General features: G+C 56.3%; 12 protein-coding genes. 6 read left to right on the top strand and 6 right to left on the bottom strand.

Translation table 11 applies throughout. The annotated features are described in order from the left end of the window. Positions 1–3: 3 nt before the first annotated feature. From dgoD to DSM3645_RS04665, 3 genes are read left to right on the top strand one after another with little or no spacing between them, the layout of a single operon-like run. The gene (dgoD, locus tag DSM3645_RS04675; RefSeq protein ID WP_002650884.1) at positions 4–1,182 is read left to right on the top strand and encodes a galactonate dehydratase; all 1,179 of its coding nucleotides are present in this window, start codon (positions 4–6) and stop codon (positions 1,180–1,182) included. Between the two features lie 36 nt (positions 1,183–1,218). Continuing rightward, complete coding sequence (locus DSM3645_RS04670) at positions 1,219–2,646, top strand: hypothetical protein (protein WP_002650883.1); 1,428 nt, start codon at positions 1,219–1,221, stop codon at positions 2,644–2,646. 57 nt (positions 2,647–2,703) lie between these two features. After that, positions 2,704–3,633 (top strand): dihydrodipicolinate synthase family protein, encoded by a 930-nt coding sequence (locus DSM3645_RS04665; RefSeq protein ID WP_002650882.1) that lies wholly within the window; start codon positions 2,704–2,706, stop codon positions 3,631–3,633. An 81-nt stretch (positions 3,634–3,714) separates the two neighbouring features. Here the strand turns inward: DSM3645_RS04665 and DSM3645_RS04660 are convergent, their stop codons facing one another. The 6 genes from DSM3645_RS04660 to DSM3645_RS04640 form a co-directional block, all read right to left on the bottom strand. Continuing rightward, a complete protein-coding gene (locus DSM3645_RS04660) occupies positions 3,715–5,613 on the bottom strand; it encodes a potassium transporter Kup (RefSeq protein WP_002650881.1) in 1,899 nt (632 codons plus the stop codon). Between the two features lie 228 nt (positions 5,614–5,841). Next, positions 5,842–8,064 (bottom strand): serine/threonine protein kinase, encoded by a 2,223-nt coding sequence (locus DSM3645_RS27695; RefSeq protein ID WP_131282220.1) that lies wholly within the window; start codon positions 8,062–8,064, stop codon positions 5,842–5,844. A 45-nt stretch (positions 8,065–8,109) separates the two neighbouring features. After that, positions 8,110–12,696 carry a protein kinase domain-containing protein gene (locus DSM3645_RS27690; RefSeq protein WP_131282217.1) on the bottom strand — a complete coding sequence of 1,529 codons (4,587 nt, stop codon included), beginning with the start codon at positions 12,694–12,696 and terminating at the stop codon, positions 8,110–8,112. Continuing rightward, entirely contained in the window at positions 12,636–13,241 is a 606-nt protein-coding gene (locus DSM3645_RS27685) for a hypothetical protein (RefSeq protein WP_002650878.1), read from the bottom strand. The genes DSM3645_RS27690 and DSM3645_RS27685 overlap by 61 nt, the downstream gene beginning before the upstream one ends. Before the next feature lie 9 nt (positions 13,242–13,250). Further along, a complete protein-coding gene (locus DSM3645_RS04645) occupies positions 13,251–13,853 on the bottom strand; it encodes an RNA polymerase sigma factor (RefSeq protein WP_116344449.1) in 603 nt (200 codons plus the stop codon). A 159-nt stretch (positions 13,854–14,012) separates the two neighbouring features. Next, entirely contained in the window at positions 14,013–14,714 is a 702-nt protein-coding gene (locus tag DSM3645_RS04640; protein WP_040351609.1) for an RNA polymerase sigma factor, read from the bottom strand. Between the two features lie 180 nt (positions 14,715–14,894). Here DSM3645_RS04640 and DSM3645_RS27680 point away from each other — a divergent pair, with 180 nt between their 5' ends. From DSM3645_RS27680 to DSM3645_RS04625, 3 genes are read left to right on the top strand one after another with little or no spacing between them, the layout of a single operon-like run. Continuing rightward, positions 14,895–16,607 (top strand): FHA domain-containing serine/threonine-protein kinase, encoded by a 1,713-nt coding sequence (locus DSM3645_RS27680; protein WP_002650875.1) that lies wholly within the window; start codon positions 14,895–14,897, stop codon positions 16,605–16,607. Beyond that, the gene (locus tag DSM3645_RS04630) at positions 16,604–18,271 is read left to right on the top strand and encodes an FHA domain-containing protein (RefSeq protein ID WP_002650874.1); all 1,668 of its coding nucleotides are present in this window, start codon (positions 16,604–16,606) and stop codon (positions 18,269–18,271) included. Before DSM3645_RS27680 ends, DSM3645_RS04630 begins: the two co-directional genes overlap by 4 nt. Continuing rightward, a complete protein-coding gene (locus DSM3645_RS04625) occupies positions 18,268–19,356 on the top strand; it encodes a hypothetical protein (protein ID WP_002650873.1) in 1,089 nt (362 codons plus the stop codon). The genes DSM3645_RS04630 and DSM3645_RS04625 overlap by 4 nt, the downstream gene beginning before the upstream one ends. Positions 19,357–19,662: the final 306 nt, after the last annotated feature.

Genomic DNA, 19,662 nt, shown 5'->3' with positions numbered 1-19,662 from the left:
CGCATGAAAATTACCCGCGTCGAAACTCTGGTTTGCCACGCTCGGATGCGCAATTGGGTCTTCGTCAAAATCACGACCGACCAGCCGGGTTTGATCGGTTGGGGTGAAGCGACCCTCGAGTGGCATACCCGCAGCGTCGTCGGCGCCATTGAAGACTTGGCGCAACTGCTGATCGGCGAAGACCCGACGCGCATCGAATATCTGTGGCAAATGATGTGGCGACAACACTTCTGGCACGGCACAGGCATCGTCCGCGCGACGGCGCTGGCCGGCGTCGATCTTGCGTTGTGGGATATTCTCGGCAAAGTGCACAACGTCCCTTGTCACCGATTATGGGGAGGTCCGGTCCGCGACTCGATTCGACTTTATTCGCATCTGGGGGGCGGTCGCATGGAGGATTTTTACGAAACGCCGGTCGACAACGCCAAGCAGTTCGCTGATCTCGCGATCGAAGCGGTCGAACATGGCTACTCGGCGTTCAAGTCGATGGCCGTTCCTCCGACGATGCCGATTGAAGGAAACAAACCGGTACGCGCCGCGGTCGCCTGCGTCGAAGCGATGCGTGACGCCGTTGGTCCCGATATCGACATCATGGTCGACTGTCACGCGCGACCTTCACCGGCGATGGGGATGAGGTTCGCCAAAGCGCTTGAGCCGTATGAGCTCTATTTCTTTGAAGAGCCTTGCTGGCCCGAATCGATCGAGGGGCTAGCGAAAATCAACGCCGCCGTCGCAACGCCGATTGCGACCGGCGAACGGCTGAATCATCTCGCTGCATTTCGCGATCTGTTCGCCGCCCAAGCCTGCGAAATCTGCCAACTGGACATCACGCATTGCGGCGGACTGAGCGAAGCGCGACGAATCGCGGCGCTGGCCGAAGCGTATCGAATCGCGCTCGCGCCCCACAATCCGCAAGGGCCGGTCAGCACCGCCGCGTCGCTGGAGTTCGGCTTTTCGCAACCGAGTTATATCATCTGTGAGTCGGTGCAAAACGACGTTCCTTGGCGCTATGAAGTGGTCGACGAAGGATTTCAAATCGATCCGAAGACGCGAACCGTTAAGCCTAATCAGCGGCCCGGACTGGGAATCAACATTAATGAAGAAGAAATCAAGCGGCATCCTTTTCAGCAAGAGTTGCTGCAGCGCGTCTTCTACGCAGACGGCAGCGTCGGAGATTGGTAACGAGCGGCTGCGACCGTTTTTCAGAAAGCAAGCGACATGAGCAACTCCGCGACAGAACATCCCTCGTTCTCCCACGCCGCCTGGGCTGGCTACGCAGGAATCGCGTCGGCCGATATTACTCCGCCGATCGGCGTCTACTCACGCTGCTGGGGCGCCGCCGAACATGACGTCGCCGAGTCAATCCATCGCCCGCTCACCATCACTGCGCTGACGCTGCGAGCGGACCACGATTCTTCGCCGCTGGTCTATATCGACGCGGATCTCGGTTGGTGGCAAACGCTGGAAACGTTCCAGGAGTTTCAAGCCAATGTCTTAAATGAGTTTTCGCTGGCGCCCGAAGATTTCCTGTTTGGTCTCACCCACACCCATGCGTCGCCGCCGCTGGCGAAATTGGATCCCGGCTTGCCTGGGCAAGCGGTTCAACAGCGATGGTTAGAACGAATCCTGTTCGAGACGATCGAAGTGATTCGCGCGGCGCTCGACCTTTCGTTCGCCGCGACCCTCGACTGGCGAATCGGTCAATGCAATTTGGCGACCAATCGCGATCTGACCGATCCGAGCGCCAATACCGATCGAATTTTGTGCGGATTCAATCCGCAGGGAAATGCCGATAACACGCTGCTCGTCGGCCGGCTGACCGATATCGCCGGAACCATCCGCGGCGTGATCGTTAACTATGCTTGTCACCCGACCACCTTAGCGTGGGAGAATCGGGCGATTTCTCCCGACTATATCGGCGCGATGCGCGAAACCATCACGCAGCAGACCGGCGCAGCAGCCCTCTTTATGCAAGGCGCGTCGGGCGATCTTGCGCCGCGCTATCAGTATGTCGCCGATACCGAAACGGTGGATCGACACGGTCGCCAATTGGCTTACGCCGCTTTAGCGACGTTAGAAAACATGGAGCCAGCCGGCGTGAGCTTGGACTATCAAAGAGTAGTTGAATCGGGCGCCCCCTTGGCCGTCTGGCGTCACGCACCGAAATCTCCGAACACGCAGTTGCGTGCATTGCAGGCGAGCGTCGAAGTACCGCTGAAAGACTGGCCGTCCGCCGCCGAGTTAGAACGTCAGCGGATCGCATGTCCCGATCGTGCGATCGCAGAGCGATTGCGCCGCAAACGCGATATCCGGCTTGCTTTGGGAGATGACGAAACTTACACGTTGCCGATTTGGGCCTGGAAGCTGGGGGATGCGATTTTGATCGGCAGCATGGCCGAGTCGTATTCGGACATGCAAGTCGAGCTCCGCCGACGCTTTCCGGCTGAGACGATCATCTGCATGAATCTGGTGAACGGATCGATTGGCTATTTGACGCCGGCCCCCCTCTACCACCACGACATCTATCCGGTGATGCAATCGCCGTTTGATCTCGGCGCGCTCGAACTGACCATCGAAGCGATGTCGCAACTGGTGCAACGCTTGGCTTCACCCACCGAATCGAGCCCTCTGCTGCAAAACGTCTAGCTCCCGCTCTTCCGCTCGCCGACCGCTTCCTAAAACTCTCACGACATAGAAAGTTTGATGACCAGTTCCATCCAAGGAGTGCTCCCGGTCCTGCACACGCCGCTATGTGACGATGAGTCGATCGACGTCGACATCTTGCAACAAGAGATCGACTGGATCTACGCGGTTGGCGCCGATGGCGTTTGCTCGGCGATGGTCTCCGAAGTCTTACGGCTCTCGCCGACCGAGCGTTGCGAGTTGGCCGAGATGATGGTCTCGATGACCGCAGGTCGCGGCACGGTCATCGCCAGCGTCGGCGCCGAAACAACTCGCCAAGCGATCCAATATGGCGAACATGCCAAACGCTGCGGGTGCAGCGCCATCATGGCGATACCGCCGATCAGCGTCGCTCTGCCGGAAGCAGCGATGTGGGACTATTTTTCGCAACTAGCGCGGCGCGTCGACTTGCCGCTGATCGTGCAAGACGCGTCGTCTTATGTAGGACGCGCAATCTCGACTTCGTTCTTTGCACGGCTCGTGGCCGAGTTTGGAGCCGCGAAAATCTTATTCAAACCGGAAGCGTCTCCGATCGGGCCGAATCTCTCAGACTTACGCGATCAAACCGGCGGCAAAGCGCAGATCTTTGACGGCTCTGGCGGCATCTTGCTGATTGACTGCTATCGGCGCGGAATACAAGGGACCATGCCTGGCGTCGATCTGCTCGACGGAATTGTCGCGTTGTGGAGAGCACTGCAACAAGGAGATGACGCGCTCGCGTATCGGATCTATTTCCCCATTTGCGCCATTGTCGCCCTACAACTGCAAGCGGGTCTCGATGGATTTTTGGCGATCGAAAAATATATCCTACAAAAACGAGGCGTCTTCCCGTCGGTTCGCCGCCGCACGCCTTACGCGTGGGAACTAGATCGCGAGACGGCCCAGGAGATCGATCGCTTGCTGGTTCATTTGGAGGACGCGCTGAAAGGGCAGCCTGCGTTGAAGCTCTAGTAGAGAAGCAGGGAACACGGTCGAGTGACGAACGAACACATCAACGTGGCGCAACGGCCAGTTGGAAATTCTATCCCGCGTTCAGAGCTCTACCTGCGAGCCGATCTCTACAACTTGCTCAGGCGGAAGATAAAAATAGGCGGTCGCGGGTTGAGCGTTGCGTGACATCCACGCGAACAGCTTTTCGCGCCACAAGGCCATGCCGGGACGATGGGTCGCTAACAGACGTTCGGTCCCTAGAAAATAGGTAACGTCTTCCCCTTGCAGATTGAGCGGAGCGTTGGTCAATGTCGCCAGCGTCAGAGGAATATGCGGCGTATCCATAAATCCATAGTTGATCAGAATGCGAAAGAACCCTTCGCCAATTTCTTCAAACTCGACTCGTTTCGCCAGACGCACATGCGGCACGTTGGCGGTTACCACCGTCAGCAAGACGATTTGCTCATGCAGCACTTTATTGTGTCGCACGTTGTGCCGCAGCGCCGGCGGAGTTCCGACCGGATTGCCGGTCAAATAAACCGAAACGCCAGAGACGCGCACCGGAGGCTCGTTCATCAAATCGGCGATGTAAAGCTCGATAGAGAGCGCCCGCTCCCGTAGCCGCTTCGCCAACAGTCGCTGGCCCGCCATCCAAGTCGACATCAACGTGTAGGCGCCGCCGGCTACTAGCAAAGGGAACCAACCTCCATTCGATATTTTGAACAGGTTCGCTCCCAAGAATGCCAAATCGACCGCTAGAAATATTCCGCAAAGGCCTAGCGCCGCCGGCAGCGACCATTTCCAGCGCATCCGCGTCAGCAGAAAAAAGAGGACCGTCGTGATCACCATCGTAATCGTCACCGCAACGCCGTACGCCGCCGCGAGATTGTCAGAAGAACGGAAGCCGAGCACCAACCCGATGCAGGCGAACATCAGCGCCCAATTGACCAATGGGATGTAGATCTGTCCCATTTGTTCGGCCGACGTATGCCGAATGGTCATGCGCGGACTGTAGCCCAACTGCACCGCTTGCAACGTTAACGAAAAGGCGCCGGTGATGACAGCCTGCGACGCGATGACCGTAGCCATCGTCGATAAAATCACCAGCGGATAGAGAGCCCAGTCGGGCGCCATCAGATAGAACGGATTTCTCGCGCCTTCGGGATGCTCTAACAGAAAAGCACCCTGGCCAAAATAGTTGAGCAACAGCGCCGGCAGCACGACGTAATACCAACTAATCCGGATCGGCTGTTTGCCAAAATGCCCCATGTCAGCGTACAGCGCTTCGCCGCCGGTGACGACCAAAAACACTGAGCCCAAAACCAGATAGCCGCTCAGTCCATTTTCCAACAGCAGACGAATCGCATAGAGCGGATTGATCGCGAGGAAAACTTGCGGCGATTGCACGATATGTTGAATTCCCATGCATGCCAACGTCGCAAACCAAACCAACATGATCGGACCAAACACCGTACCGACTCGCGCGGTTCCGCGCGATTGAAACAAGAACAAACCGACGAGGATCGCGATGGTGATCGGCTCGATATAGGGATCGAGCGCAGGAGCGGCCACTTCGAGCCCTTCGACCGCGCTAAGCACCGAAATTGCCGGCGTGATCATGCCATCGGCATAGAGCAATGATCCCCCGAGCAATCCGAGCGTGAAAATCGCCCAGCGGCGATAACTCGCGTTCGATTCGTCCGAAGAGACAAGCGCCGCGAGCGCCAGGATCCCCCCTTCTCCCTCGTTGTCCGCTTGCAGAATGAAAATCAGGTATTTTGTCGAGATAACAATCGCCAGCGCCCAGAAGATCAGGGAAAGGACTCCCAACACATGATCGTGCGAAGCCGCGACTGCGTGTTCGGCGCGAAAGCATTCACGCACCGCGTAGAGTGGACTCGTGCCGATATCGCCGTAGACGACTCCCAGCGCAACCAAGGACAACTTGGCCCAAGAGCCAAGGCGCTGGTCTCCTTCCGGCGTCGCCTGATCAACCGACATTCACGTACTTTCCGCTACATCCGTTAGATCCGTCCTAGAACGGCGTCATCAACTCTAGCACGCAATTGGCCGACAGGGCAGTCAGTCAGGATACGATCGGAAGCAAGCAATGCGGCGCCGAGGGATTTGCCGAAGTCTCTTGCCCCTGATCCAGTCAGTCCTGTTTCTGTTCAAAGCCGCCGGAAGGTCCGTGACCAGGACAAACGAATGTCCCTAAACTTCCTCCTGTTATTCTCCCACACCGCTTTCTAATGGCGACCACTGCAGAGAATGAATTTCGTAGGTCGATTCAAAAACTAGGAGGCCGAGCGCCTGCTCGGAGGGGAATGGCCATAGTGACGAGCACGATAAACTTTTCGACGACCCTTGCCAATCAAGAATCGTGCGATCCCCCAACTTTGCGGTTATCTTCACTTGATGCGAAGCGCCAACGTTGATTCGCACATCTAAGACGTTTCGCACGCCGACGTCCAAGGTGATGTCTTTAGCGATTGCGGGATGGGATGGGGGATACTCGATGATGTTCGCCGCATCGATCATCCGTAATCCACTACCGAGAGGATCTCCACCCCAGCCTGAAAGAATCAACTCGCATGACGATTCGTCGACCGGCAAATGCAATCCGATGAGGTCATTCCCGTTCAAGCGGGTGAATTCCATTTGGATTCGATAGCTCCCTTGCGGCGAATAGGGAAGCATTAGACGGGAACGTCGCGCGTCGGCTCCCACGATTCCAGTCCCCCTTTTTTCCCATTTTCCTGCAACCGCGTGATCGGGCAATTTCAGGCGTGAAAGCAAGTCGATCTGAGAATGATTCGAGAGGTCGCGCATGACGGCGGCATCCGACGGTTCTGAGAGCGGCGTTTGCGGCGGAGAAGCTGAAGCGGACGTTCCCGCCGCGATTGGCGGCGTCTTTATTTCCAGCGGGCCTGGCTCGTTCGGCGCGCCGAAGAAAGAAAAGCCGATCCAACCAACTAGGGCCAAAGCCGCGCCCATCAGTCCCCCGTACAAGAGTCGCCGTTTTCGCTCTGGATTGGCGCCAATCGGTTCGCGAACCCAATCAGATCCGAGTCGCGGCAAAGTCTCTAACAGGCCGGTTGGGGTCGTATCGATTTCCGCGTCTGAAGCAGGAAGCGGCGGGACCCTGGCCTCTCTTATCAAACCATCGATGCAAGGCTCTATCCGCTGGAGATCTATGATCAGATCTTTGGCGGTGAGATAGCGATCCAGCGGCGATTTCGCCAGGCACTTTTGATAAATCTGCTCGAGTTCAGGCGGAACATCAGCGCGCAACGCCGATAACTTTGGGGGCGTTTGTTCTCGATGCGCTAACAGTTTTACCATCAGCGTATCGCCGCCGAAGGGAGGTCGTCCCGTCAGGAGGTAATAGAGCGTGCAGCCAAGACTGTAGAGATCGGCTTGAGGAGTGACCGACTTGGAACTGATCGCTTGCTCTGGCGCCATGAAATCGACCGTTCCCATCACCGTTCCGTCTTGCGTAAGGCTCGCCTCAAACTTCCCTGGTTGCCGTAGCCGAGCAATCCCCATATCCAGGATCTTGACCACCCCATTCTGATCGCGCAACAAATTCGCCGGCTTGATGTCGCGATGCACTAAGCCTACGCCGTGTGCATATTCCAAGCCATGCGCTGTCTGCAATACGCAGTCGACCGCTTGCTCGATCGGCAGTGGACCATCGGATCGCACGACAGAATTCAAGTCGCATCCTTCGACATATTCCATCACAAAAAAATGGAGTCCTTCCGCCTCGTCCGCGTCATACGCGCGCACAATATTTTTGTGATGCAACTGCGCTGCGACCTGCACCTCTTGCTCGAAACGATCCATCGCTTGATGCTGCGTCATCACGTCGCGCGGCAACACTTTCAATGCGACGACGCGAGCCATCCTGCGATGATGAGCTTTGAAGACTTGCCCCATCCCCCCTTCCCCGATTTTATCGAGGATGACGTAGCGTCCTAGGTTCAGGCCGCGAATCGTCCCATGCGCGATCGCCCGTAATTGAAATCGTGTCAGTAAACCCGATTCCACTAGATAGCTGCAGAGCTGCAAATCGCTTTTGGCATGCGAACTTTGAAACAGATCGGCGAGAATATCGGCGTCAATCAGTTCCGATCGTTCGAGATTTTCGCGCAGGACGTCAAGTCCCAGATCTTCCGGCAACAGCATGACGCTTCTCAGCGTCGCGGGGTTCGGCAAATCCAGCTTCGCATCAACTTGCTCTTCCTGGTTCAGCCACGCGACTTTTTCGAGGTCGCTAATATGTCGCTGCAGTTGCAGCGCCAGATGCGCATCACCCGCCGCTAGACGATCAATATCGATCGTACGTCCGCTGGCCGCCGCCGCTTCCCACTGGATGATCAAATCCAAGATGCGTTGGTCAATCGTCACGGTCTTGGGCGACTCCTGGTGGGATGAAGCAGTAATCATGAAAACTACATCTTGGCCCAAACCACTTGGGCGGCGAACGTTCGCCTATCGGGACGGCAGTTGCCTTTCGATGATCTCTAGCTTCTTGATGGTCAGGCTCCCTTTTTTCAGCAAAACGCCGATCGCTCCACTGGCGCTTGGGCCCCAGGAAACTCCGGAACTCACCTCGCCATTCACATCGATCCAACGTCCTTCAGATCGGTTACGAAACCGAATTTCAAAGGTTTGACCATACGGGATGCTTCGCCTTCCTTTGCCGGATTCTCGCTCTCCAAAGCTCAAACCTTGATGCCCGACTTGAATTGCGCCTTGGTTATCGCGCAGTGAGGAGGTGATTGCAGAACCCTCTTTCTTTTCAAAAACCAAAAAAGCTTCCGTCCCTTGGGACGCGGCGAGCACGATGCGAACGTCAGCAGCCTGCCAATCCTGTTTCTTCGTGAGCATCCGCGTTTCTGGTTCGCTCATCTGCAAGTAGCCGTCCCGATTGCGCTTTACCCCCGAGCGCGGCGTCACCTCCCATGCATCCAATTGCGCAAGCATGTTCCCTTGCTGCGGGTCTAGATCGGCGACACTGAATGCCGGCGAGTAAGTTCTCGGTGTCTGGGCAAAAGGATACTCCTCTCCCCATTCAATCACAACGCTTAACGCTGGCTGAGGAGGAAGCGTCAACCTTTTCAAGCGTATAAGCCGGGAAGTCTCATCCAGGGTCGTGCGGAGCGCCAAAAACTGCTCCTCGGGTCGATAATCATAGCCGCCCTCTGTTTCCCACGACCCCATATATGGTATCCGGCGGTTGCGCTCGTCGTACCATTGATTCTCGACATTCCGCCGCCAACCGGCGGTCCACAAGGCGATGTTGTTTGGCAGCTTCTGACGAATCCATTCATCCTCCTCGGCAGACGATACGGTCAACAATCGCCCTTGCATATCGGCAGCCAGGCGTTGCGCGCCCGCCAAAGACATCTTCTCTGGCGAAAGATAATAGTGATGATCGTTCCAAACGTAACACTGCTTCACGATCGAATCTGGCGGCAGCTCCGCGACCTCGAAAAAGGGATCGCGCCATTTGCCTTTCAAGATCTTTCCCTCGCCCGAGCCAAGATGACGCAGCTTCAGCGAATGAAACTCGGTCGTCGTTTCGTTGAGGAACAAGCCGAGCGCACTAGTCACCGGAAAAGTGATCGCCGTGGTCTGAGCGAGCCGTCGCGTATCCCCCATCCATTCGATGATCGGCTGATCATCCAACTTGGCGGAAAGATAAACCTGGTCGGAAGATTTCAGTTGCACGGACAGTACTAACTTGTATCTTTTCCCATTTGTCAGATCGACATCGTGCTGCGTAGGAAACATCGCGGGATCAAGATTGGCGATCACTTTCCCGTCGATCAACTGAAATCCACGCAATCGCCCATTGGAAGAAGACAAGACGAAATCACAAGCCGCCGAGTTGATCGGCAAGTGAATCGCAATCGCCTTGTCCCCTTCTAAACGGGTGATTTCCGTTTCGATTTCATAGCTGCCGGTGACGACGTAAGGAAGCATCAAGTGGGCGCGGCCGCCGCCGATTCCTAAGAGGCCGCCTCCTGTTTGCCGCCAGGTTCCGCTCAGCTCGTGATCGGGAATCTGCACCATCGACAGTAGGTCCATCCAGGGCCCATTCGGCTTCTGCGTGACGCTCGGCTGTTTGGATGCGGCGGGATCATTGCTTAAATTTCGTATACGTAAATTGCGAAATTTGCCGCTTCCTTTATATCGCTGAAGACCGATATGCCCGGTCGGGTATTGTCCACCTAATTCGTGCTGCGTCACCATAATATTGTTGATGTAGACCGTCACCGAATTACCGTCAAATCGTACCCGCATTTTGCGCCAAGGAGTTTTCTGGGAGTCCACCAAAGCGGACGCTGCGGCGACTCCATACACGCTGCCGGTACGCCGTTCTGCAGGAATGTCGTCGTACGTTCCCATTTGATCATCGAGTAACTGAATTTGGAGCCACTGTGCTTCTAGCGCCGACTCACCAAATCCTGCGTTTAGAAACAGCCCGCTATCGGCGTCGGCTTCCAATGCGTATTCAAACTCCAACTCATACGCATCGTACAATTTGTCAAGCAGCAAACTGCCGCGTTCTCGATCCGGCGAAACTTCGCTGACGATCTGTTGGTTCTCGACGCGCCAACCCGGAGCGCCTCGCTCGCTCCAACCGGTGAGGTCGTGGCCATTAAAGATCGACTCCCACTGCTTTTCGGCGGCCGGATCATTTCTAGCGATCGAGGAATCCGCAGCGATTGGATTGTCGCTGAGATACTCTTCTCCCCATTCAATCACAGCGAAGCATTTGGCGTCCGGCGCAAAATCATTCCAACCAAAAGAATCAGGATGAGTGAAGATTCCGAGAAAAATTTCTGGACTAGCGCCATTGTTATCGGGCTGGTTCCTCCCCCATTTGCTGAAGAACGTCAACTTTCGATTTCGCTCGTCGCGCCACTCCTTCACTTTCAAATTGCACCATGCCGACATCCAAGTGTTCTGCCGACCAGTAAGCTCAAGAATAAACTGTTGCTCTTGCTCGGAAGAGATTGTCAACAACCGCCCTTGATAGGATTTCGCCAGACGCTGCGCGTCGTTTAAGGCCAGCTTTTCCACCGACTTATAGTAGGAGCGTCCTTCCAGTTGAGCACATCGCCCCGCGAGATAAGCTGGCGGCGAATCGGCCACAGGGAAAAAGGGATGCCCCCAATCGTCTCCCAAACGCCGCCCCTTTCCGTTTTCCAGGTGCTGCAAGCGCAGCGCGTGAATCTGGCCGGCTGAACCATGCAAATCCACGCCGGGCGCTTGGACCAGCGGCATCGTACCGTCGACGTCGCTGGAAAGTCTTTGATTGTCACCAGTCCAATCTAAAAACGGACGCCCATCCAAAGAGGCGCGAACGTTGGTCTCTTGCGATGCGCCGGTCGTGACTTGGACGGCCACTTTGTGGCGTTTTCCATTCACGATGAATGCACCGTGCTGGACAGCATTTTCTGCGATGGGCAAACGATCCAGGTTGAGCCCATCGATCGTTCGCAAACCGTTAATCGTGCCTCCATAGTCCGAGAAGACCACGTCACAAGACGTATTTGCAACCGGCAGATGCAGGCTGATCGCATCACTGCCGGATTGTCGCGTAAACTCCGCTTCCAGCACATAGTCTCCCTGCAGTGCGTACGGAACCATCACACGGCGGTGCAATCCATCCTTTCCGGCCAGCGACGTTCCGCTCCATTCCCAATCGCCGGCGATCCCATGATCCGGAAGTTTGATCATCGACAGCAGATCGATCCACGGGCCGCTGGGAACGTCAATCGGCGTAGTCGTTGCATACGACGATGGAGAACTCGCGTTCGTCGCCCCTTGGTCGTTGGTCGGGGAAGTCGCTGCAGCGACAGACGCCTCCGTCGGCTCCCAATAGACGCGCACGTGAGAATCCGCACCGCTGTGGATCGTCAGTTCGCTGACGTCGGTCTGCACTCCCGAACTCGGCTCCAGTGCAAACCGGTACTCGCCCGGCGCAAGCCGAGTGGTTAGCTCGGCGGCGCTTAGCCGAATCCTCGTGGGATCGTTCGTCTTGATGTTGACCAACGTCAACTCTTGATCGTGCAGGCCGGCGCCAAAATCCTTTTCCTCGACCGACACCACCAAATTGCCGCCAGGCGTCTGCCTTGGGAAGAGAAAACCAATGCTGAAATAGCCTCCGACCAACAACAACGCCAAGCCGATCATTCCGCCGTACATCCCACCCAGTCGTTCAAGCAGTCGGCGCCGACCGTTTGATCGCGTCGCCAACGCTCGCGGTGGAGCGACGATCAGATTTGAGCCGAGAAATGGCAGCGTTTCTAGCACGCCGGTCGGCGACGTATCCATTTCCATCTCTGGAAGCCGCACGTCGGTCGATTGCGGGCTCAGTTTTTCGAGGTCCGCGATCAGTTCGGTCGCGGTTGCGTAACGATGCTCGGGGATCTTCGCCATGCACTTCTGATAGATCAACTCGAGGCCGTCGGGGACATCCGGTCGTAGCCCTTGCAGCTTGGGCGGGAGCACCTCACGATGCCCTAATAGCTTGACCATGAGCGTCTCTCCGTCAAACGGCGGACGACGTGTCAGCAAGTAATAAAGCGTGCACCCCAAACTGTAGAGATCGGCCCGGCCGTCGACGGACTTGGAGTCAACGGCCTGCTCTGGGGCCATAAAGTCGACCGTCCCCATCACGGCGCCGATTTGGGTGATGTTCGCCTGCTTGCCGGCTTCGCCCCCGTCCATCCGGGCGATTCCCATATCAAGGATCTTTACAATTCCGCTAGATTCAAGCAACAAGTTGGCCGGTTTAATGTCGCGATGAATAAGACCTACGGCGTGCGCGTACTCCAAACCGCGCGCGGTTTGCGTGATGTAGTCGATCGCCTGAGCGACCGATAGCGGACTTTCGCTGCGGACGATCGAGTTCAAGTCGCGTCCGTCGACATGCTCCATCACCAAGAAATGAAGCCCTTGCGCTTCGTCCGCGTCGAACGCGGTGACAATGTTCGGATGGCTCAACCGCGAAGCGACTTGCACTTCTTGATTGAAGCGGGCCACGCCGTGTTCTTTGGACATCGCTTCGCGCGGCAGCACTTCAATGCGACCTCGCGATCCATGCGACTGTGCCAGGCCCGATAGACTTGTCCCATGCCGCCGGCGCCGATTTTGTCGAGAATCACGTACCGGCCCAGCTTTAGCCCACGCGTTTTTCCATACGCGATCGCACGCAATTGAAATTTGGTCAACAGCTTCGCGTCCAGCAATTGGCTGCTTAACTGAAAAGCGGTCTTCGCCGGATTCGACGCCAGCAGCAAATCCAACTTCTTCGGATCAATAATTTCCGCTTTGACGACGCTCGCTTGCAACTGCGCTAGATCGATTCCTTCCGGCAACAGCAGCGCGTTGTCCAGTTGCTGAGCTGACGGCAGATCGGGCCCTTCGTTCACGGGTAAATCCAATTGGAGCCAAGCCAACTTCTGCAATCCATCGATATGCCGCTGCAAACGGACCGCCAACTGCGAATCTCCCGCCGCCAAAAAGGTGACGTCAAGCGGAACGCCTGACGCGGTCGCTTCCTCCCATTGAATCAGGAGATCCAAGACTTGCTGGTCGATGTTCATCCTTCTTACCTAAGTCGACGGCGAAACCTCAGGCATCATGTCGGCCAGCAGTAACCGTGCGTGTAAGAAACGTCGCTGAATGGTCTTGGTGGAAACGCCCAACAATTGGGCGGCGTCTCCGTGGGACATCCCTGCATACCAAATCAAGGAAAAAGTCTCGCGAGGATCTTCCGGCAACTTGTCGATCGCCTCGTGAAATTCAGCCCACTGCAACAGCGACAACGGACCTTCGTCCGCTCCCTGTCGGGGAAGCTCGGCCAACGCGAAGTGGGACTCATGATTCGCGGCCTCGGCCAGGGGGCCAAGATGGTGACGCGCCAGGTCGATTAACGTGCGGCGTATTTGCAGCGTCGCCAAGTTGAAGAAATGGCGTGCGGATTGCGGCTTGACCTTCTTCAGGCTCCGATAAAGCCGAATCACCGCTTCCTGAAAAACGTCATCCGTTTGCTCCCAGCGGCACAAACGCGGATAGGATCGCATCATCGTTTTTGTCTGTCGCTGGAGACGTTCCAGCGCACGCTCCAGGATCAGATCGTATGCGGCGGCTGGGCGTTGTCGCTCGGCAGCGAGAATGACCTCGATCTGTTGCGTTGTGCCTGCAATGGATTCCAAAATCTCGCTCCCTTTCGCCGACTTCGTCAATTCGCAATAGAGCTGATTTTAGCCTGCCCATAGGGGGGAGTCACTCGTCTACAAGAAAGAAAGCGGAAGCCAGGCAGACAACTGGACAATTATTTTTGAAGAGAACGCAATTCCAGCTCTTCCTTGCGGTTACAGCAATCTCCGCAGGGACCTGATCTCGTCATCGACCTCGTTTTCGCTTTCTACTTGCTCCAGCACGACCAGGCGCAACAGCTCAATAAACTTCTGCTCCGACTTTGTCTGGGCGTAGCGGACTTGGTCAATCGTCAGCCGCAACGATTGCGCAATCGCTTCTTTACGAGAAGCGGACGAGAGATCGGGCGGATTAAGCGCGTCAAACACCAAATACCAGTCAGGCCGCCCCTGAGCCTGGCACCACAGCCGGAGCTCGTTGCGCGTCGATTGAATGACGGAACGGGCCCACTGCCGCATGAATTCCTGTTCGGGAGAAGATTCTCCGCTGATTAGCTGGATGTCATGGGTCGCCGCCAGGCAGCTGATGGGGACCAGATCATTCTCAAAGCGCCGCTGGCGGGGCGCTCGCGAAGTCGTCCGGTCAGACACAAAACGCGTTAGGAGCGTCAGAATGTAGGTCCGAAATCGCCCCCGCTCCGCTTGATAGCTGCCGACCAGTTCTTTCTCGAACAAGTAGCAAAAGAAGTCTTGCGTCAGGTCCTCGGCGTTCGACTGCTGAAATCCACGGCGGCGCAGGTAGGCGAAAACGGCCGGCCAATACGACTGCACGAAACAATTACGAGAGTCCAGGCTCGCAAGTTGGCCCCCCTTCAAGGAATCGATTATATTCCAAGCGGTGGTCGGAAAATGGGCCATCGTCAACTCCCAGGACATTCATAACGGTTAGTGGTTTAGCCTGCATCCAGGCAAGCGAGAAATCACTTTCCCAAAAAATGGGAGAGCGGCGTCCCGGTTTTCTGACCAAGCTCACGTAGATAGGTAGCGCACGACTTCCATCCACCAAATGGCCACGAATCGCTCTCCAGATCGAAAACAATGACGCCAAACGTTCATATCAAGGTTACTCAAGGCCCCATGAAAGGGCGAACCTATTCGTTTGACGGCCATGACATCTTCCTCTTTGGAAGAAATCCCAACAACTGCCATGCGTTTATTGAAGACGACCCCTTTATATCGCGACACCATTTTATTCTGGAAATCAATCCTCCGTTTGCGCGTCTGCAAGATTTGGGAAGTCGCAATGGGACGTACGTCAATCAAAAGAAACATGGCGGACGAAAAGACGCGTTGGATTCGAGCCAGTTAGGAAAAGCGACCGGGCCAAGCGTTGATCTGTCTAGCGGCGACACCATTAAAGCAGGCAAAACCGTTTTCCTAATCACGGTAGAGCAGGAAGAGATCGTCGCGACGCAGTTCTTTGACTCGACCCCGCTCGAACTCGACTCGCTTCCCAACGATCTTCCCGAGACGCCGCAAGAACCTATCGCGGATCGAACGCCAGCACCGCCGCCGCAGCGTCAGACGATGCCAGAGATGGCTTCTCCCTTTGCCGAAGACCGACTGCCGGCGAAACCCCTTGATCGTTCGCCGTCTCAAGCCAAGCCGATTGCACGGCATACGATGCAGGAAATGGCGTCACCTTTCGCTAAAGATCGTACGCCGGCCGATCCGCTGGATAGTCCGTCTTCCCCAGCCGAGCCGATCGCACGGCGCACGATGCCGGAAATGGCGTCTCCCTTCGCTGCCCCGCAGCCATCGCCGGCCAGTCCGTTGCTCGGTGCGGCGCGGCATTGCGATTTGCCTGCGGCGGGTGATGGCGAACGCGGCGCCGCCCAAGAAAGCAATCTTGCCAGCAATCCGGTGCGCGGGCTGCTGGATCGAGCCGTAAACCCGCAAGCGGCCTTGCCCGTGATTCACGGCTATCAGTTGATTCGCGTCTTAGGTTCCGGCGGGATGGGGACCGTTTTTTTAGCGAAGCCTTCGGGTCAAGATACGCCGGTCGCGATCAAGCTGCTGAAATCGCAAATGAAAGTTTCGGTTCCAGCGCGCACCGCTTTCTTACGAGAAGTGGCCGTCACCAGTCGTGTGAAACACCCCAATATCATTCGCTGCATTGACGCCGGCTGCATCAATAACGACTTTTACTTTGTGATGGAGTACTGTACCGGCGGTCCGATTAGCCATGTCTTTCGGGAACGCAAAGAACTGCCGAAACCGAAATACATCGCTCGCCTGCTCTACCAATTGCTAGAGGGTTTGTCGTTCGCTCATGAAAAAGGGTTGGTGCACCGAGATCTCAAGCCGGCCAATATTTTGATGACGAAGCGAGGAACCAAATGGAGTCCCAAGTTGGCGGACTTCGGCCTGGCGAAAAACTTTGAACGGGCCGGTTTCTCGGGCATGACGGCCACCGGCGTTTATGGAGGGAGTTTTCCGTTCATGCCGCGCGAACAATTGACCAATTACAAATACGTCAATCCGTCCAGCGACGTCTTTAGTTTGGCCGCCAGTTTTTACCGCCTGATCACCAACAAATATCCGCGCGAAGCACAAAAGGGACTCGACCCGCTCAGCGTTATTTTGAACGGCAAGATCGTCCCGCTCCACTCCCACGTTCCGGACTATCATCCTGGGCTAGCAAGTTTTCTTGACCAGTCCCTAGCGGACGACTGTAATGAACGATTCGCAAATGGCCGCGAAATGCAGGCAGCTTTAAAAGCAGTCATGATGAAAGAAGGCTGGACATGAGCGACCACGATCGCAAGTGGATCATCGGCGCGAGTACAGATTGCGATCTCGTCGTCAGCGAGCCAATCGTCTCGGGGCGACATTGCAGTCTAGAGCTGCTCGCCGGCAAGTGGTTCATCGAAGACCTGGGATCGACCAACGGCGTTTACGTCAACGGAACCAAACTGACCCAGCGGCAGCAAATCGTCATCAGTGATCATGTAACGCTTGGACGAAGCGTTCCGCTCCCGTGGCCCGCTTCGGCGCATCACGATCCACCGCAGCGAGTCACGCCGCCGGAGCCGCCAGCCCTGAAACCGCCGCTTGCCGCGCCATCGGATTCGGCCGTCAAGATTTCGATCGGCCGAGCCGCCGCTAACGATGTTGTCATCCACCATCCCAGCGTGTCGTCCAGGCATGCGATCCTACTGATTGACGAGGGACAACTCACCCTGCGGGACCTCCAATCGAGCAACGGCACGTTTCTTGGTTCAGAGCGAAATCGGATCCAGCAGGCGGTCGTCGCCGCGAGCGATTCGGTCGTTTTAGGCGACTATGAAACGACCATAGCCAACCTGCTGCTCTCTTCCGACAAGACCATCGCCGGCGTCTCCTTGAATTTGCCGCCGCTGGAAACGGCGACGCCTACGACTGCAGATGCCGGCCGCCGCAACTTACTGCTTGGTCTGGCGGCGGGAGGATCGGTCGCTCTGCTATTGGTCGTGATGCTGTTGATCTGGAACAAGAATTCGGCAGACGAGCTCGGTTCGCTCCCCGCTGCCGACGCGACGCACTCAGCGATGCTTCAAAATCCTGTGGAACCGACCCTGGTTTCGATTCCCGAGAAAAAAGCGGCGGCGACCGACGCGCTGTATGCGTTAATCCTCGCCGATCCCGAGCGGAAAGAACATTACCGAATTGGCTCGGCGATTGCGATCGGTCCCCGGCATTTGCTGACTTCAGCGACATGCAAAGCGATCGCCAACCTTGCCCAACAGCGTTTTCCGAACGTCGTTCTGCAGGGAGCGACAACGCCGAACATCAAAAAGTTTGTCGCGCATCCCACCTATCTGAAACGGATTAGTGAGGGGGACGAAGCCGAGCGAAAATTCAAAGAGCTGATCGAGAAAGTCAAACAAACCGGCGCCGAGCAAGACGTCCAGTCGCAACTTCGCGACGCTTATCAGCACTACATGACCATCGCCGAGCTGCCGCATCATTTTGATGTCGCCGTCATCGAGGTCGACGCCGATTTGCCCGCGTGGTTGCCGATCGCACCGGCCGCCAAACTGCCGCCGCAAACCGGCGTCTCCGTATGGAGCTTCGCCTTTGATCGCGTTGCTCCCTACTGCGAGTTGCAATCGCCTGCCAAGTATCGAGCCGACAAAGGGCGCGTCCGCCAATCGACCGGAATGATCGGCGACCCCAAAAACCCGCGTCTGCTGGTCGCTCAGTTCTCGCAGATCGAGCCGGCGGATCACTTGGGCCTAAGCTTTACGGGCGCTGCTATTCTTGACGCCGAGCAACGTCTGATTGCGATTTATTCGCGGGTTACGCCAGAGCGCGAGCTAAATTCGCCGCCAACCGGGAAGCAATTTGACGCGACGGTGGTTGCGGATCTCTCCGATTTCTTTCAACCCTATTTTCGCGCCTCCACCGCACCTTTGACAGGGAACGCCCAATGATCACGCCTGATTCCGTTCGCTCAATCGGCCTGACCATTCTCTGCGCGATAAGTCTTGTCGCGATTCCCACCCTTTGCCGTGGGCAAGATTTCTATATCTATGAGCGCGCTCCGTACGCGTCGGCCGCTTTGATCTACGCCCAGTCCGACATGATTCGAGCACAAGCGGCCGCTTCGGTCGATTATCAGATTGCCCGTTCGATCGCCGCCGAAGCGTACTCCAAAGAACTCGACAACGCGCTGAAAACGGTGGAGATCTACTTCCAACGTCGCGCCGAACGTGATGCTCACGTGTTGAAAAATCACCTGGACGAAGCAGACAAACGAAAAGAGAAAGCGCTGCGGCGTATTGTGGATCACCCCGAACTCACCGGCGAAGGCATGTCGAACGGGCGCTCACTCAACACGCTGAAAGAGGCGCTGCGATCGACGGTCCTCTCGTTTCAATACCTTCAAGGGGATGATCCGGAAATTGAGAATCTCATCGCGCAATTCGATTTGCCTTTAGAAATGAAATCCAAGATACGCTTGCGGTTTACCAACGTCCGCGGAGAGACCGGCGTCTTCGCCGCCGATACGGGGCGATTGAATTCGTTTGATTGGTGGCCCTACCTTTTGCGTGATGACAAGTTCCAGAGTTCACGCGAAGAGATCCAAGCGTTGCTCATCGATATTCAGCAGAACGCTTCGACGCGCACAGAAATCGACAACCGCTCGATCGAAGCGCTCGAAAAAGCCTCGTTGAATCTGGCTGGCCAGTTCCTCAAAACCTACGACCGCACGGCGATGGCCAAAGCCGGAATCGACAAATTTCGGCTGTATCGCGCCTCAGAGATGCATCTGCAAAGCATGATGCTGGCCATCCAGCGACTGAAGAACGTGGGCGAAGCGGACGGAGCGTTAAATATGGGGACCTACAATCCCAATGTCGACGGCAAAAACTTGGCGACGCTCTTGGCCTATATGGTTCGACACGGCGTCGAGTTCGCTCCCCCCAAGCCCGGCGATGAAGACGCCTATCACCAGTTGTTTGAGATGTCCAAAAATCTCTATGTCGCCGCCAGCAGCGAGGAAGATTCGCTCTGAACGAGTCGTCCAACTATCGCGAATCGCTTTCCGGCAGCGCTTCTCGCGGGCTCCCGCTTCCACGTTGAAGGGTCTTCTCCCTGACCTTGGGGAGTCTCTATCGATCGACCGATCTGCCAAAGAATCGCAATCTCACGGCGAAAATTTTCCCTTGCGAACCCCGTAAACCACGTCTAGGAGTTCGTAATGTCTGTCTGCACGGCGTTGCCTTCTCTCTCATCACATTCTGCGAGTTTCCCTGCCCTCCTGCAGCGGATCGCCTTTTCGGCGATGAACTTTTCTTTTTCGAGTTTTTCTGGGTCAACC

The organism is Blastopirellula marina DSM 3645, from assembly GCF_000153105.1.
GTDB classification, from domain to species: Bacteria; Planctomycetota; Planctomycetia; order Pirellulales; family Pirellulaceae; genus Blastopirellula; species Blastopirellula marina.
The sequence above is the reverse complement of the archived record's forward strand: the minus strand, read 5'-3'. Positions and strand labels throughout refer to the sequence as shown.